Origin of the sequence: Streptomyces sp. M41(2017), from assembly GCF_002078175.1 — a bacterium.
In the GTDB taxonomy this organism is placed as follows: Bacteria; Actinomycetota; Actinomycetes; order Streptomycetales; family Streptomycetaceae; genus Streptomyces.
Genome location: NZ_MWFK01000002.1, coordinates 1,446,762 through 1,461,101 on the forward strand (window position 1 = coordinate 1,446,762; position 14,340 = coordinate 1,461,101).

General features: G+C 71.5%; 15 protein-coding genes. 9 read left to right on the forward strand and 6 right to left on the reverse strand.

The window, feature by feature from the left end; genetic code table 11:
- Positions 1-34: 34 nt before the first annotated feature.
- Entirely contained in the window at positions 35-1,261 is a 1,227-nt protein-coding gene (locus B0675_RS32075) for an acyl-CoA dehydrogenase family protein (RefSeq protein ID WP_081223107.1), read from the reverse strand.
- A gap of 169 nt (positions 1,262-1,430) precedes the next feature.
- Here B0675_RS32075 and B0675_RS32080 point away from each other — a divergent pair, with 169 nt between their 5' ends.
- Positions 1,431-2,075, forward strand: coding sequence for a TetR family transcriptional regulator (locus B0675_RS32080; protein ID WP_081223108.1), 645 nt, complete (start codon positions 1,431-1,433; stop codon positions 2,073-2,075).
- 7 nt (positions 2,076-2,082) lie between these two features.
- On the opposite strand, the gene def is transcribed toward B0675_RS32080, so the two are convergent.
- Positions 2,083-2,622, reverse strand: coding sequence for a peptide deformylase (def, locus tag B0675_RS32085; RefSeq protein ID WP_081223109.1), 540 nt, complete (start codon positions 2,620-2,622; stop codon positions 2,083-2,085).
- 154 nt (positions 2,623-2,776) lie between these two features.
- On the opposite strand from def, the gene B0675_RS32090 reads away from it, so the two are divergent.
- From B0675_RS32090 to B0675_RS40815, 5 genes are all read left to right on the forward strand, one after another.
- Entirely contained in the window at positions 2,777-4,015 is a 1,239-nt protein-coding gene (locus B0675_RS32090; RefSeq protein ID WP_081223110.1) for a MurT ligase domain-containing protein, read from the forward strand.
- Positions 4,016-4,034: 19 nt separating this feature from the next.
- Positions 4,035-4,763 (forward strand): glutamine amidotransferase, encoded by a 729-nt coding sequence (locus B0675_RS32095; protein ID WP_081223111.1) that lies wholly within the window; start codon positions 4,035-4,037, stop codon positions 4,761-4,763.
- 256 nt (positions 4,764-5,019) lie between these two features.
- Positions 5,020-6,045, forward strand: a complete 1,026-nt coding sequence (locus B0675_RS32100) for a 6-phosphofructokinase (protein WP_081223112.1) — start codon at positions 5,020-5,022, stop codon at positions 6,043-6,045.
- A gap of 139 nt (positions 6,046-6,184) precedes the next feature.
- On the forward strand, positions 6,185-7,138 hold the full coding sequence (locus tag B0675_RS32105; protein ID WP_081223113.1) for a cytochrome c oxidase assembly protein: 954 nt from the start codon (positions 6,185-6,187) through the stop codon (positions 7,136-7,138).
- 114 nt (positions 7,139-7,252) lie between these two features.
- Positions 7,253-7,408, forward strand: a complete 156-nt coding sequence (locus B0675_RS40815) for a hypothetical protein (protein WP_107482888.1) — start codon at positions 7,253-7,255, stop codon at positions 7,406-7,408.
- Positions 7,409-7,444: 36 nt separating this feature from the next.
- On the opposite strand, the gene B0675_RS32110 is transcribed toward B0675_RS40815, so the two are convergent.
- Genes B0675_RS32110 through B0675_RS32125 form a run of 4 tightly spaced genes read right to left on the reverse strand, consistent with a single transcriptional unit; the run spans position 7,445 to position 11,488 of the window.
- A complete protein-coding gene (locus B0675_RS32110) occupies positions 7,445-8,650 on the reverse strand; it encodes a histidine kinase (protein ID WP_081223114.1) in 1,206 nt (401 codons plus the stop codon).
- Complete coding sequence (locus B0675_RS32115) at positions 8,647-10,359, reverse strand: cation acetate symporter (protein WP_081223115.1); 1,713 nt, start codon at positions 10,357-10,359, stop codon at positions 8,647-8,649. Before B0675_RS32115 ends, B0675_RS32110 begins: the two co-directional genes overlap by 4 nt.
- 3 nt (positions 10,360-10,362) lie before the next feature.
- Complete coding sequence (locus tag B0675_RS32120; RefSeq protein WP_081223116.1) at positions 10,363-10,722, reverse strand: hypothetical protein; 360 nt, start codon at positions 10,720-10,722, stop codon at positions 10,363-10,365.
- A gap of 10 nt (positions 10,723-10,732) precedes the next feature.
- Positions 10,733-11,488, reverse strand: coding sequence for a response regulator transcription factor (locus tag B0675_RS32125; protein ID WP_081223117.1), 756 nt, complete (start codon positions 11,486-11,488; stop codon positions 10,733-10,735).
- A 98-nt stretch (positions 11,489-11,586) separates the two neighbouring features.
- Between B0675_RS32125 and B0675_RS32130 the strand changes: the two genes are divergently transcribed.
- The 3 genes from B0675_RS32130 (at position 11,587) to rocD (ending at position 14,275) form a co-directional block, all read left to right on the forward strand.
- Positions 11,587-12,090 carry an Lrp/AsnC family transcriptional regulator gene (locus tag B0675_RS32130; RefSeq protein ID WP_081223118.1) on the forward strand — a complete coding sequence of 168 codons (504 nt, stop codon included), beginning with the start codon at positions 11,587-11,589 and terminating at the stop codon, positions 12,088-12,090.
- Between the two features lie 125 nt (positions 12,091-12,215).
- Positions 12,216-13,028 (forward strand): dimethylargininase, encoded by an 813-nt coding sequence (gene ddaH / locus B0675_RS32135; RefSeq protein WP_081223119.1) that lies wholly within the window; start codon positions 12,216-12,218, stop codon positions 13,026-13,028.
- Positions 13,025-14,275: an ornithine--oxo-acid transaminase gene (gene rocD, locus B0675_RS32140; RefSeq protein WP_081223120.1), complete on the forward strand. Its 1,251-nt coding sequence runs from the start codon at positions 13,025-13,027 to the stop codon at positions 14,273-14,275. The genes ddaH and rocD overlap by 4 nt, the downstream gene beginning before the upstream one ends.
- The last annotated feature ends 65 nt before the right edge of the window (positions 14,276-14,340 follow it).

Here is a 14,340-nt window from a genome sequence, read left to right on the forward strand (position 1 = left end):
CCGTTCCTCGGCCGCCCGGCCCCTTCGCCCCCGCCTAGCGGATCGGCATGCCCGAGAGCGTCCGGGCGATCACCAGACGCTGGATCTCGCTGGTGCCCTCGAAGATCGTGTAGATCGCGGCGTCGCGGTGCATGCGCTCCACCGGGTACTCCCGGGTGTAGCCGTTGCCCCCGAGGATCTGGATCGCCTGACCGGTGACCTTCTTCGCCGTCTCGCTCGCGAACAGCTTCGACATCGAGCCCTCGGCGGCGGTGAACCGCTTGCCGTTGATCGCCATCCACGACGCCCGCCACACCAGCAGTCGCGCGGCGTCGATCGACGTGCGCATGTCGGCGAGCTGGAAGGCGACGCCCTGGTTGTCGATGATCGGGCGGCCGAACTGCTCGCGTGTCCTGGCGTAGTCGAGGGCGACCTCGTACGCGGCCCGGGCGGTGCCGACGGCCATCGCGCCGACGGCGGGACGGCTGGCCTCGAAGGTGGCCATCGCCGCGTTCTTCACCCGCTCGCCGCCCGTCCTGGCCCGCTCACGCGCCCGGGCGAGACGCTCGTCGAGCTTGTCCTTGCCGCCGAGCAGACAGGAGCCGGGGATCCGCACGTTCTCCAGGACGACCTCGGCGGTGTGCGAGGCGCGAATGCCGTGCTTCTTGAACTTCTGGCCCTGGGAGAGACCGGGGGTGCCGGGCGGCACGATGAAGGAGGCGTGGCCCTTGGAGCCGAGCTCGGCGTCGACCGCCGCCACGACGACGTGGACGTTGGCGATACCGCCGTTGGTCGCCCAGGTCTTCGTGCCGTTCAGGATCCACTCGTCCTTGGCCTCGTCGTAGACGGCGCGCGTACGCAGCGAGGCGACGTCGGAGCCCGCGTCGGGCTCGGAGGAGCAGAAGGCCGCGACCTTGACGTCGTTGGCGTCGCCGTACATCTGGGGTATCCAGGTGCCGATCTGTTCCTCGGTGCCGTTGGCGAGGACGCCCACGGCGGCGAGGCCGGTGCCGACGATGGACAGGGCGATGCCGGCGTCGCCCCAGAACAGCTCCTCCATCGCCATGGGGATGCCGAGACCGGTGGGGTCGAAGTACTGCTGGGCGTAGAAGTCCAGGGAGTAGATGCCGACCTTCGCGGCCTCCTGGATGACCGGCCAGGGAGTCTCTTCGCGCTCGTCCCATTCGGCGGCCGCGGGGCGGATGACATCGGCGGCGAAGCCGTGCAGCCAGTCCCGGACCTCCTTCTGTTCGTCGTTGAGCTCCATGGTGAACTCGGCCATGTCCCCTCCAGCGCTGCACTGATATGTTACTTGCGGTAACCCGAGTCTGTTACCGCCCAGTAGGAAAAGTCAACTCCCGGGCCCGGCTCGGCAGCCCGTTCGATCCCCGTGCGCCGAACAGTGTTAGTTTGCGCAGGCGTCACCGAATCACCACGGGTGGGGAGAGCACATGGACACCACACAGCGGACCGACCAGCAGAGGTCCGCGGACCGCCGCCGGCGCGAGCTGCTGGAGGCCGCGGACAGAGTGGTGCTCCGCGACGGCCCAGGGGCCTCCATGAACGCCATCGCCGCCGAGGCCGGCATCACCAAGCCCATCCTGTACCGCCACTTCGGCGACAAGGGCGGCCTGTACGCCGCGCTCGCCAAGCGGCACACGGACGCGCTCCTCGGAGCACTGCGGGCGGCTCTGGACGCGCCGGCCGGCCGGCGCGAGCGCGTCGAGGCGACGCTCGACACCTATCTGGCGGCCATCGAGGCCCGCCCCCAGGTGTACCGCTTCCTCATGCATCCGTCGGAGGGCGGTCAGCCGGGCGACCCGGGGTTCGACGTCGGCAAGTACTCCGCCCCGGTCCTGCGCCGCATGGGCGAGGAACTGGCCGAGGTCATCGAGGAGCGGGTCGACCTCGGTCCCGGCAGCCAGCAGCTCGCGCGGGTCTGGGGCCACGGGATCGTCGGCATGATGCACGCGGCCGGCGACTGGTGGCTCGGCGAACGGCCCTGCACGCGCGCCGAGTTGGTGCGCAGCCTGGCCGACCTGCTGTGGGGCCGGCTCGCCGCCGCGGGCGACCGCGTGGGCGGCCCCGGCTTCTGACTCCCCCTCACCCGCTCCAGGACGCCCGGCCCACCTGACGCAGGATCCGCTTCCTGCGCCATCCGGTGAGCCGGTCGGCGTACACCAGGCCGTCGAGGTGGTCGCACTCGTGCTGGAGGCAGCGGGCGAACCAGCCGGTGCCCTCGACGGTCACGGGCTCGCCGGTGACCGTGAGTCCCTCGACGACGGCACGGTCGAAGCGCTCGGTGCCGGCCTCCAGGCCCGGCAGCGAGAGACAGCCCTCGGGTCCGCGCAGGACCTCGCCGTCCGCGGCGACGAGCCGTGGATTCACCACATGACCGACATGGCGGACATCGTCGTCGTCGGGACAGTCGTATACGAAGACGCGGAGCCCCCGGCCGATCTGGTTCGCGGCGAGACCGACGCCCTCGGCCGCGTACATCGTGGCGAACATGTCCTCGACGAGGGACGCGAGTTGGGGACCGAAGTCGGTGACCTCCGCGCAGGCCGTGCGCAGCACGGGGTCGCCGAGCAGAGTGAGGGGCCGGACGCGCCCGTGGGTGCCCGGGATGGAGCTCTGTCGCATGGCGGCAAGGGTACGGTCCTGGGAGGCGCGCGCATGTCGCGCGGGCACCCAGGTGGTGCCGCGATTCGGGCACGTGAGTGGATCTCGATAGGCTGAGGCCCACACGGTGCCGGGGGCAGGGGCGCGGCGCGTACGCAAGGAGGATCGAGAAACGATGTCAGGCAACTCGGACCCGCTGACGCCGCGGGCCAAGCTGGCCGTGACGGCGGGCAAGGCGGCGGCGGCCGTCTCGCGAGCCGCCGGACGCGGCAGCGGATCGGTGATCGGCGGCCGGGTGGCTCTCAAGCTCGACCCCGACCTGCTGGCGAGGCTGGCCACACACCTGGACGTGATCCTGGTGTCGGCGACCAACGGCAAGACCACCACGACCCGGCTGATCGCGGAGGCACTGGGCGCCGCGGGCCCGGTCGTGTCCAACGCGCTCGGCGCCAACATGCCCGCGGGCATCACCTCGGCGCTCGCCGGTGGTTCGGACGCCAAGTTCGCGGTCATCGAGGTCGACGAGAAGTACCTCTCGGGCGTGGCCCGGGACACGGACCCGAAGTGCATCGCGCTGCTGAACCTCTCGCGCGACCAGCTCGACCGGGCCGCCGAGACCCGGATGATGGCCGAGCACTGGCGCGAGGGGCTCGCTGGTTCGAAGGCCGTCGTGGTAGCCAACGCGGACGACCCGCTGGTCGTCTGGGCCGCCTCCTCCTCGCCGAACGTCATGTGGGTGGCGGCCGGTCAGATGTGGAAGGACGACGCCTGGTCCTGCCCGTCCTGCGGCGGTGTGATGCAGCGCCCCGGCGACGACTGGTTCTGCGGGGACTGCGGTTTCCGCCGACCGACGCCGACCTGGGCCCTGTCCGGGGACCACGTGCTCGACCCGCATGGCTCCGCGTGGCCGATCCACCTCCAGCTGCCGGGCCGCGCCAACAAGGCGAACGCCGCCTCGTCGGCCGCCGTCGCCGCCGTCTTCGGGGTGCCCCCGCAGGTGGCCCTGGAGCGCATGTACCAGGTGCAGGCCGTCGCCGGACGCTACGACGTGGTGCAGTTCATGCAGCGCGACCTGCGTCTGCTGCTCGCCAAGAACCCGGCGGGCTGGCTGGAGACGTTCTCGCTGATCGACCCGCCGCCGACCCCGGTCATCCTGTCGGTGAACGCGCGCGGCGCCGACGGCACGGACACGTCCTGGCTGTGGGACGTCGACTACACCCGCCTGACCGGGCACCCGATCTTCGTCCTCGGCGACCGCAAGCTGGACCTCGCCGTACGCCTCGAAGTCGCCAACCAGCAGTTCCAGGTATGCGAGAACCTCGACCAGGCCGTGCAGATGGCTCCGCCCGGACGCATCGAGGTCATCGCCAACTACACCGCTTTCCAGGACTTGAGGCGTCGTGTCGGCAACTGAGCCACGGAGGACGAAGAGAATGAGTGACAACAGCCTGCGTCTGGTGTGGATCTATCCGGACCTGCTGAGCACCTACGGCGACCAGGGCAACGCCCTCGTCGTGGAGCGCAGGGCCCGCCAGCGCGGCCTCGACGTGGCCCGTCTCGACGTGCGCAGCGACCAGCCGATCCCCACCTCCGGCGACATCTACCTCATCGGCGGCGGCGAGGACCGGCCTCAGCGGCTCGCGGCGGAGCGGCTGCGCCGCGACGGCGGTCTGCACCGCGCGGTGGGCAACGGCGCGATCGTCTTCTCGGTGTGCGCCGGCTACCAGATCCTCGGGCACGAGTTCATCAACGACCTCGGCCAGCGCGAGCCGGGCCTCGGCCTGCTCGACGTGGTCTCCACCCGGGGCGAGGGCGAGCGGTGCGTCGGCGACGTGCTCGCGGACATCGACCCGCGGCTCGGCCTGCCCCAGCTGACCGGCTTCGAGAACCACCAGGGCGTCACCCACCTCGGCCCCACGGCCCGCCCGTTCGCGAACGTGCGGCTCGGCAAGGGCAACGGCACGGGGGACGGCACGGAGGGCGCGTACAACGACACCGTGTTCGGTACGTACATGCACGGCCCCGTCCTCGCGCGCAATCCGCTGATCGCCGACCTGCTGCTGAAGCTGGCGCTCGACGTGAACGCGCTGCCGCCGATCGACGACCGCTGGTACGAGGCGCTGCGCTCCGAGCGCATCGCGGCGGCCACCCAGCCCGCCTAGGCGCACCGGCCCGCCGGGCGGCGGGCCGGCCGAGAGGAACCGTTCCAGGGAGGAACGGTTCCTCTCGGCGTTTCCGGGGGTGTCGGGCGGGCGCCGCCCCGGGGCCCGTCTGACACGGCTCCCGCACAGGTGAGCGGGCACGTCCAGCTGGCGGACGCACGGTGCGGTTCCGCCCCCTCCCGCCGGTAGGGTGGCGGGAATCCTGCCGGACAACGTGGTCCGGTCCCCGGACCACGTTGAGAAGGTATTTCGGGCTATGCGCATTGGTGTCCTCACGTCCGGCGGCGACTGCCCCGGCCTGAACGCCGTCATCCGGTCCGTCGTACACCGTGCCGTCGTCGACCACGGCGACGAGGTCATCGGCTTCCGCGACGGCTGGAAGGGACTGCTGGAGTGCGACTACCTCAAGCTCGACCTCGACGCGGTGAGCGGCATCCTGGCTCGCGGCGGCACCATGCTCGGCTCCTCCCGGGTCCAGCCCGCGCATCTGCGTGACGGTGTGGAGCGCGCCCGCGGGCACGTCGAGGAGCTCGGGCTCGACGCGATCATCCCGATCGGCGGCGAGGGCACGCTCAAGGCCGCCCGGCTGCTGTCGGACGCCGGTCTGCCGATCGTCGGTGTGCCCAAGACCATCGACAACGACATCGCCGTCACGGACGTCACCTTCGGCTTCGACACGGCGGTCGGTGTGGCGACCGAGGCCCTCGACCGGCTGAAGACCACCGCCGAGTCGCACCAGCGTGTGCTGATCGTGGAGGTCATGGGCCGCCACACCGGCTGGATCGCGCTGCACTCCGGCATGGCGGCGGGCGCGCACGCCATCGTCGTACCGGAACGGCCCTTCGACATCGAGGAGCTGGCCGCGAAGGTCGGCGAACGGTTCGCGGCCGGCAAGCGCTTCGCCATCGTCGTCGCCGCCGAGGGCGCCAAGCCCCGCGAGGGCTCCATGGAGTACGACGAGGGCGGCAAGGACGTCTACGGCCACGAGCGCTTCGCGGGTATCGCCCGGCAGCTCTCCATCGAGCTGGAGGAGCGGCTCGGCAAGGAGGCCCGGCCGGTCATCCTCGGACACGTGCAGCGCGGCGGCACGCCGACGGCGTACGACCGCGTCCTCGCGACCCGGTTCGGCTGGCACGCGGTGGAGGCCGTGCACCGCGGCGAGTTCGGGAACATGACCGCGCTGCGCGGGACCGACATCGTGATGGTGTCGCTCGCGGAGGCGGTGGAGACCCTCAAGACGGTCCCCGACGAGCGCTACGCCGAGGCGGAGTGCGTGCTCTGAGACGTACCCGTCTGGAACTGCCCCCGGTCGCGAGTGCGGCCGGGGGCAGTTCTAGTCTGGTGCGGACAGACAGCGCACAACCCTCCCGCAGTGCCGTAAAAGGGCCCTGGGAGGCACCCCCAGAAACAGGAGCCGGTGGATGGATCACAGCGGGCACGGCATGACCATGGATCTGCCGCCGTTCACGCTGGGACGGGGGCTCACATGGTCCACGGACCCGTTCTTCCTCGTCGCGTGTCTGCTCGGGCTCGCGCTGTACGGCTGGGGCGTGGTGCGACTCGCACGGCGCGGCGACAGCTGGTCGTGGGGCCGGACCGTCTCCTTCGTCATCGGTGTGCTGACCGTCCTCCTCATGATGTGCACCCGCCTGAACGACTACGGCATGGTCATGTTCAGCGTGCACATGGTGCAGCACATGGTCATCAGCATGCTGTCGCCGATCCTGATCCTGCTCGGCGCTCCGATCACGCTGGCCCTGCGGGCGCTGCCGGTGGCGGCGAAGCGCGGCAGCAAGGGGCCGCGTGAACTGCTGCTGATGTTCCTCCACAGCCGGTTCATGCGGATCGTCACCCACCCCGCGTTCACCATCCCGCTGTTCATCGCGAGCCTGTACGCGCTGTACTTCTCCCCGATCTTCGACTTCCTGATGGGCTCCAGGACGGGCCACATCGCGATGATGTGCCACTTCCTCGCGGTCGGGCTGGTGTTCTTCTGGCCGATCATGGGCGTCGACCCCGGCCCGCACCGGCCGGGTTATCTGATGCGGATGCTGGAACTGTTCGCGGGCATGCCCTTCCACGCGTTCTTCGGCATCGCGCTGATGATGGCCTCGCAGCCGATGGTCGAGACGTACGAGAACCCGCCCGCCTCCCTCCGTATCGACGCGCTCGCCGACCAGACCGCCGCGGGCGGCATCGCCTGGGCGTTCAGCGAGATCCCCTCCGTGCTCGTGCTGCTCGCCCTGCTCTTCCAGTGGTACGGCTCCGAGCAGCGGCAGGCCAAGCGCCAGGACCGGGCCGCGGACCGCGACGGTGACAAGGAGCTGGAGGCGTACAACGCCTATCTGGCCTCGCTCGACGCACGCGGTCGCTGACCGGCGCCGGGCGCGGGACAGCCTCCCGCCCCTGGCGAACCGCGTCCCTCCGGGTGAAAATGGCACCGAAGGCCACGGTCCGCGCTGCGGACCCGCCTGGAGGAGGGTGTCGCGATGCCCGGTACGACGAAGACGATGGGGGTGCTCACCGTGGGCGGGCTCGTCATGGTGACGGCCTACACGGTGGCACTGGGCAGCAACGGCTGGCTGTGGTTCGGCTGGGTCGTGCTCGGTCTGATCACGCTGGGGATGGTGGTCTCCCACGCCTGACCCCGGCGCGGCGCGCCCGGCCCCCGTGCGAACCGGTCACTGCCGGGCGCGCCGGGCCGCCGAGTGGACGCCCGGCTGGTACTTGGGCAGCCTCGCGGTGATCTTCATGCCCGCGCCCTCGGCGGTCTCGATGACCAGGCCGTGGTCGTCGCCGTAGACCTGCCGCAGCCGCTCGTCGACGTTGGAGAGGCCGATCCCGCCGGAGGGCCCGACCTCGCCGGACAGGATGCGGCGCAACCGGTCGGGGTCCATGCCGACCCCGTTGTCCTCGATGACGACGAGGGCCTCGGCTCCCGCGTCCTGGGCCGTGATGCTGATGTGGCTCTTGTCGGTCTTGCCCTCCAGACCGTGTTTGACGGCGTTCTCCACCAGTGGCTGGAGACAGAGGAAGGGCAGCGCCACCGGCAGCACCTCGGGTGCGATCTGCAGGGTGACGGAGAGCCGCTCGCCGAAGCGGGCCCGGACGAGCGCCAGGTAGTGGTCGATGGCGTGGAGTTCGTCCGCGAGCGTGGTGAAGTCGCCGTGCCGGCGGAACGAGTAGCGGGTGAAGTCGGCGAACTCCAGGAGCAGCTCGCGGGCGCGCTCCGGGTCGGTGCGCACGAACGAGGCGATCACCGCGAGCGAGTTGAAGATGAAGTGCGGTGATATCTGGGCGCGCAGGGCCCTGATCTCGGCCTCGATGAGCCGGGTCCGGGACTGGTCGAGGTCGGCCAGCTCCAGCTGGACGGAGACCCAGCGCGCGACCTCGCCGGCCGCGCGCACGAGGACGGCCGACTCGCGGGGCGCGCAGACGACCAGCGCTCCGTGCACCCGTTCCTCGACGGTGAGCGGAGCGACGACGGCCCAGCGGAGCGTGCAGGCGGGTTCCTCGCAGTGCAGCCGGAAGGCCTCGCCGCGGCCGGTGTCCAGCGGGCCGCCGAGCCGTTCCATGATCTCGGCGCGGTGGTGGGAACCGACGCCGTCCCAGGCGAGCACCGTCTCCTGGTCGGTGAGGCAGAGCGCGTCGGTGCCGAGCAGGGTGCGCAGCCGTCGCGCGGAGCGGCGGGCCGTCTCCTCCGTGAGACCGGCGCGCAGCGGCGGCGCGGCGAGCGAGGCGGTGTGCAGGGTCTGGAAGGTGGCGTGCTCGACGGGCGTGCCGAGGCCGCCGAGGTTCTGCGGCCGGGCGGTGCGTCTGCCGAGCCAGAACCCCGCGGCGAGGAGCGGCAGCGCCGCGACGCAGAGGCCGGCGAGGAACCCGCTCACCGTCCCGCCGCCTCGGTGAGTTCCTCCGGGAGGTGGAAGCGGGCGAGGATGGCGGCCGTCCCCGCCGGTACGCGGGCGGCGGTGGCCAGGGACACGAGCACCATGGTGACGAAGCCGAGCGGCACGGACCAGAGGGCCGGCCAGGCGAGCAGGGCGTGCAGCGAGCCGGAGCGCGGATAGCCGGCCATGGTGGCGCCGACGGCGACGAGGGCGGCGCCGCCGCCGACGAGCATCCCGGCGGCGGCGCCGGGCGGGGTGAGCCGCCGCCACCAGATGCCGAGGACGAGGAGCGGGCAGAACGAGGACGCGGACACGGCGAACGCGAGGCCGACCGCGTCGGCGACGGGCAGCCCGCCGACCAGCACGCTCGCGGCGAGCGGGACGGCCATCGCGAGGACGGTGCCCAGCCGGAAGTGCCGTACCCCGCGCGAGGGCAGCACGTCCTGGGTGAGCACCCCGGCGACCGCCATCGTCAGTCCGGAGGCCGTGGACAGGAACGCGGCGAAGGCTCCGCCCGCGACGAGGGCGCCCAGCAGGTTCCCGCCGGCTCCGCCGAGCATCCGGTCGGGCAGCAGGAGTACCGCGGCGTCCGCGTCGCCGCTGAGGCTGAGTTCGGGGGTGTACAGCCGGCCGAGCGCTCCGTAGACGGGCGGCAGCAGGTAGAAGGCGCCGATGAGGCCGAGCACGGCGACGGTGGTGCGGCGCGCGGCGACCCCGTGCGGGCTCGTGTAGAAGCGGACGACGACGTGGGGCAGGCCCATGGTGCCGAGGAAGGTGGCGAGGATCAGTCCGTACGTCGCGTAGAGGGGGCGTTCCTCACGTCCGGCCGCGAGCGAGGTCGACATCCCGCCGTTGCTGCCGCGGTCGGCCGCGGGGACCGGGGCGCCGCGGTCGAAGGTCAGCCGGGTGCCGCGCTCGACGTGGTGGGTGCCGGCCGGGAGGCGAAGGCGTGTGGCGTCGTGGCGGTGGCCGTCCACGGTGCCGGTCGCGGTGACGGTGAGCGGCCGGGACAGGTTCAGGTCGACGGTGTCGTCGATCCGGACGAGGCGCTGCTCGCGGAAGGCCGGCGGCTCGTCGAAGGCGTGGCGGGGCGCGCCGTGGGCCTGCCAGGCGAGGACGAGGAAGAGCGCGGGGACGAGCAGGGCGGTGAGCTTGAGCCAGTACTGGAAGGCCTGCACGAAGGTGATGCTGCGCATGCCGCCCGCGGCGACGGTGGCGACCACGACGACGGCCACCAGGACGCCGCCGAACCAGTCGGGCGCGTCCGTCATCACGGCCAGCGTCAGTCCCGCGCCCTGGAGTTGGGGCAGCAGGTACAGCCAGCCGACGCCGACGACGAAGGCGCCGGCGAGCCGCCGCACCGCCTGCGATCCGAGGCGCGCCTCGGCGAAGTCGGGGAGCGTGTAGGCGCCGGAGCGGCGCAGCGGTGCCGCGACGAACAGGAGCAGGACGAGGTAGCCCGCGGTGTAGCCCACGGGGTACCAGAGCATGTCGGGTCCCTGGACGAGGACCAGTCCGGCGATGCCGAGGAAGGAGGCGGCGGAGAGGTACTCGCCGCTGATCGCGGCGGCGTTGAGGCGGGGGCCGACGGTGCGCGAGGCGACGTAGAAGTCGGAGGTGGTCCGGGAGATGCGCAGGCCGAAGGCGCCGACGAGGACGGTCGCGACGACGACGAGGGCGACCGCGGGGACGGCGTAGTTCTGGTTCACGGGTCAGCGGTCCTCGACGAGCCGCACGAAGTCGCGCTCGTTGCGTTCGGCGCGCCGGACGTACCAGCGGGCGAGCAGGACCAGCGGCGGGTAGACGCAGAAGCCGAGGACGGCCCACTCCAGGCCGGCGCGGTCGGGCATCGCGGCGAAGAACAGCGGCAGCGGGGCGACGAGCAGGACCAGGACGGTGAAGACGGCCAGCGCCACTCGGAGTTGACTGCGCATCAGGGATCGGACGTAGGTGTGGCCGAGGGTGGTCTGTTCGTCGATCTCGGTCCGTGGCCGGTAGTAGCCGGACGTCCGCCCGGCACGCCGGGGTGCTCCGGTGACGACCACGCGGCGTTCGGCGGGATCCTGCGGCACGCCGTCCCCCTCAGCTCGTGGTCCGGCGCAGCAGCAGATCGCGCAGTTGTCGCGCGTGGCGGCGGCTGACCTGGAGTTCGACGGAGTCGACGAGGACGCTGACGGTGCCCGCGTCCAGGCGGAGTTCGGCTATGTGGCGCAGGGCGACGAGGTGGCGGCGGTGGATGCGGACGAAGCCGCGGGAGCGCCAGCGCTCTTCGAGGGTGGACAACGGGATGCGCACCAGGTGGCTGCCCTGCGCGGTGTGCAGCCGGGCGTAGTCGCCGTGGGCCTCGACGTGGGTGATGTCGTCGACGGCCACGAAGCGGGTGACGCCGCCGAGTTCGACGGACAGATGGTCGGGGTCGGGTTCGTGGACGGGGATCCGCGGTGCGGTGTCGCGGAGTTGGGCCACCCGGCGGATCGCCTCGGCGAGCCGCTCGCGCCGTACGGGCTTGAGGACGTAGTCGACGGCCTTGAGGTCGAAGGCCTGGACGGCGAAGCCCTCGTGGGCGGTGACGAACACGACGAGCGGCGGTTGCGCGAACCCGCCGAGCAGCCGGGCGAGGTCGAGTCCGTCGAGGCCCGGCATGTGGATGTCGAGGAAGACGACGTCGATCGCCTCGGGGCCGCCCGGACCGGACTCCAGGGCGCGGTTGATGCGGCGCAGCGCCTCGGTCGCGTCGCCGGCTCCCTCGGCGCTGCCGATCCGGGGATCGGCGTTGAGGAGGTACAGGAGTTCCTCCAGGGAGGGTTGTTCGTCGTCGACGGCGAGGGCGCGCAGCATGAGAGTGGAGTGTAGGAGCGATTCACGCGGCTGGACACGTGCCGGACAGGGCCGTCGTACCCGGCGGGGTGGTGCCCGCCGCTGGATACAGTGCCGCCATGAACAGCAAGCCCGCGATGTTCGACGAGCTCGACCGCAAGATCATCACCGCTCTGATGGCCAACGCCCGGACGAGTTTCGCGGAGATCGGCGCGGCGATCGGGCTGTCCGCCACGGCGGTCAAGCGACGCGTGGACCGGCTGCGCGAGACGGGCGTGATCACCGGGTTCACCGCCACGGTGAAACCGGTCGCGCTCGGCTGGCGCACGGAGGCGTACGTCGAGGTGTACTGCGAGGGGGCGGCCCCGCCGCGGCGGCTCGCCGAGGTGGTGCGCAACCATCCGGAGATCACCGCGGCGATGACGGTGACCGGGGGCGCGGACGCGCTGCTGCACGTGCGGGCGGTGGACGTGGAGCACTTCGAGGAGGTGCTGGAGCGCATCCGGGTGGAACCGTTCATCCGGAAGACGATCAGCTACATGGTGCTGTCCCACCTGCTGCCCGAGGCTCCGGAGGCGGGGGCGACCCACGCGGCCCCCGACGACGCAGGAAACGTGCGCTGACCCAGTCGATCACGCAGCGATGGTGCGCGTACACGCAGCTCTCATCGCTTGTCGCCCGTATCCCCCGTTTCCTACCGTTGAGGTATCCACCCAGCCGACACCGCAGGAAGCGGAGGGACCCCTCTGTGCCCGACAGCCGTGTGCCGCGCCCCCGGCGCTTTCTCGTCTGCGAACCCAGACACTTCGCCGTTCAGTACGCGATCAATCCCTGGATGCATCCCGACACCCCCGTGGATGTGGATCTCGCGCGCGACCAGTGGAAGGCGCTGATCAGCGCCTACCGCGCGCACGGCCACTCCGTGGACTCCGTCGAGCCGGTCGTCGGCCTGCCCGACATGGTCTTCGCGGCGAACTCCGCGCTCGTCATCGCGGGCCGGGTCTTCGGCTCGTACTTCCACGCGCCGGAGCGGCGCCCCGAGTCCACCGCCTACGACACCTGGTTCAAGACGGCCGGGTTCGACGTCCACCGTCCCGAGGCGGTCTGCGAGGGCGAGGGCGACCTCGTCCCGACCCGCCACTACGTCCTGGCGGGCACCGGCTTCCGTACGACGCCCGAGGCCCATCGCGAGGTCCAGGAGTTCTTCGGCGTCCCGGTGATCACGCTGCGTCTGACGGACCCGCGGTTCTACCACCTGGACACCGCGCTGTTCGTCCTGGACGACGAGAACATCGCCTACTACCCGGAGGCCTTCTCGCCGGGCAGCCGCGAGGTGCTGGCCCGGCTGTTCCCGGACGCGGTGGTGGCGACCCGCGAGGACGCCTTCGCCTTCGGCCTCAACTCCGTGTCCGACGGCCGCCACGTCTTCATCGCCCCGCGCGCCGAGGCCCTGGCCGGTCAGCTCGACCGGCACGGCTACGTTCCCGTCCCCGTCGACCTCTCGGAGTTCCAGAAGGCCGGCGGCGGCATCAAGTGCTGCACTCAGGAGATCCGTTCATGACCGCTCCCGCCCGTGTGAGTACCCCCGCCGTCGACGGTACGCGCGGCTCCGCCGAACTGATCCGTGCCGAGGCGCCCGTCCTGGCGCACAACTACCACCCGCTGCCCGTGGTCGTCGCGCACGCCGAGGGCGCCTGGGTCGAGGACGTCGAGGGCCGTCGCTACCTCGACATGCTGGCCGGCTACTCCGCCCTCAACTTCGGTCACCGCAATCCGGTGCTGATCGAGGCGGCGCACCGCCAGCTCGACCGGCTCACCCTCACCTCACGGGCGTTCCACAACGACCGGCTGGCCGGATTCGCCGAGTCACTGGCCGAGTTGACCGGCCAGGACATGGTGCTGCCGATGAACACCGGCGCGGAGGCGGTGGAGAGCGCCATCAAGCTGGCGCGCAAGTGGGCGTACGAGGTGAAGGGTGTCGAGCCCGGCCGCGCCACGATCGTGGTGGCCGCGGACAACTTCCACGGCCGGACGACCACCATCGTCAGCTTCTCGACGGACGAGACGGCGCGGGCCGGCTTCGGTCCCTTCACGCCCGGTTTCCGGGTCGTGCCGTACAACGACCTGGCCGCGCTGGAGGCGGCGATCGACGAGACCACCGCCGCGGTCCTGATCGAACCCATCCAGGGCGAGGCCGGTGTGGTCATCCCGGACGACGGCTATCTCGCCGGTGTCCGCGACCTCACGCGCCGGACCGACTGCCTCTTCATCGCGGACGAGATCCAGTCGGGCCTCGGCCGCACGGGGACCACCCTGGCGGTGGACCACGAATCCGTCGTCCCTGACCTGGTGCTGCTCGGCAAGGCCCTGGGCGGCGGCATCGTGCCCGTCTCCGCGGTCGTCGGGCGCCGGGACGTCATGGAGGTGCTGCGGCCCGGCGAGCACGGCTCCACGTTCGGCGGCAACCCGCTCGCCGCCGCGGTCGGCTCCGCGGTGGTCGGCCTGCTGAGGACCGGGGCACACCAGCGCCGGGCGGCCGCGCTGGGCGTCCTCCTGCGGGACGGTCTGACGACGCTGGTGGGCCGGGGGGTCGTCGGCTTCCGCTCGCGCGGTCTGTGGGCGGGCGTCGACATCGACCCGTCCATCGGCACGGGCCGTGAGATCAGCCAGGCGCTGATGGGCGAGGGGATCCTCGTGAAGGACACCCACGGCTCGACCATCCGTCTGGCACCGCCTCTCACCATCACGGAGGACGAACTCGGGACGGCTCTCGGGGCTCTGGAGAAGGTACTGACGCAAGGGGTCTGATACCGGCCACGGGGCCACAGAGGGTGACCCCGAAGCGGTTACGCCCGGCGACGGCCGCGCCTACA

Bases quoted from the DNA above. Each gene is read 5' to 3' on its own strand.
- B0675_RS32075 (WP_081223107.1), bottom strand. From the start codon at position 1,261: ATGGCCGAGTTCACCATGGAGCTCAACGACGAACAGAAGGAGGTCCGG.
- B0675_RS32080 (WP_081223108.1), top strand. From the start codon at position 1,431: ATGGACACCACACAGCGGACCGACCAGCAGAGGTCCGCGGACCGCCGC.
- def (WP_081223109.1), bottom strand. From the start codon at position 2,622: ATGCGACAGAGCTCCATCCCGGGCACCCACGGGCGCGTCCGGCCCCTC.
- B0675_RS32090 (WP_081223110.1), top strand. From the start codon at position 2,777: ATGTCAGGCAACTCGGACCCGCTGACGCCGCGGGCCAAGCTGGCCGTG.
- B0675_RS32095 (WP_081223111.1), top strand. From the start codon at position 4,035: ATGAGTGACAACAGCCTGCGTCTGGTGTGGATCTATCCGGACCTGCTG.
- B0675_RS32100 (WP_081223112.1), top strand. From the start codon at position 5,020: ATGCGCATTGGTGTCCTCACGTCCGGCGGCGACTGCCCCGGCCTGAAC.
- B0675_RS32105 (WP_081223113.1), top strand. From the start codon at position 6,185: ATGGATCACAGCGGGCACGGCATGACCATGGATCTGCCGCCGTTCACG.
- B0675_RS40815 (WP_107482888.1), top strand. From the start codon at position 7,253: ATGCCCGGTACGACGAAGACGATGGGGGTGCTCACCGTGGGCGGGCTC.
- B0675_RS32125 (WP_081223117.1), bottom strand. From the start codon at position 11,488: ATGCTGCGCGCCCTCGCCGTCGACGACGAACAACCCTCCCTGGAGGAA.
- B0675_RS32130 (WP_081223118.1), top strand. From the start codon at position 11,587: ATGAACAGCAAGCCCGCGATGTTCGACGAGCTCGACCGCAAGATCATC.
- rocD (WP_081223120.1), top strand. From the start codon at position 13,025: ATGACCGCTCCCGCCCGTGTGAGTACCCCCGCCGTCGACGGTACGCGC.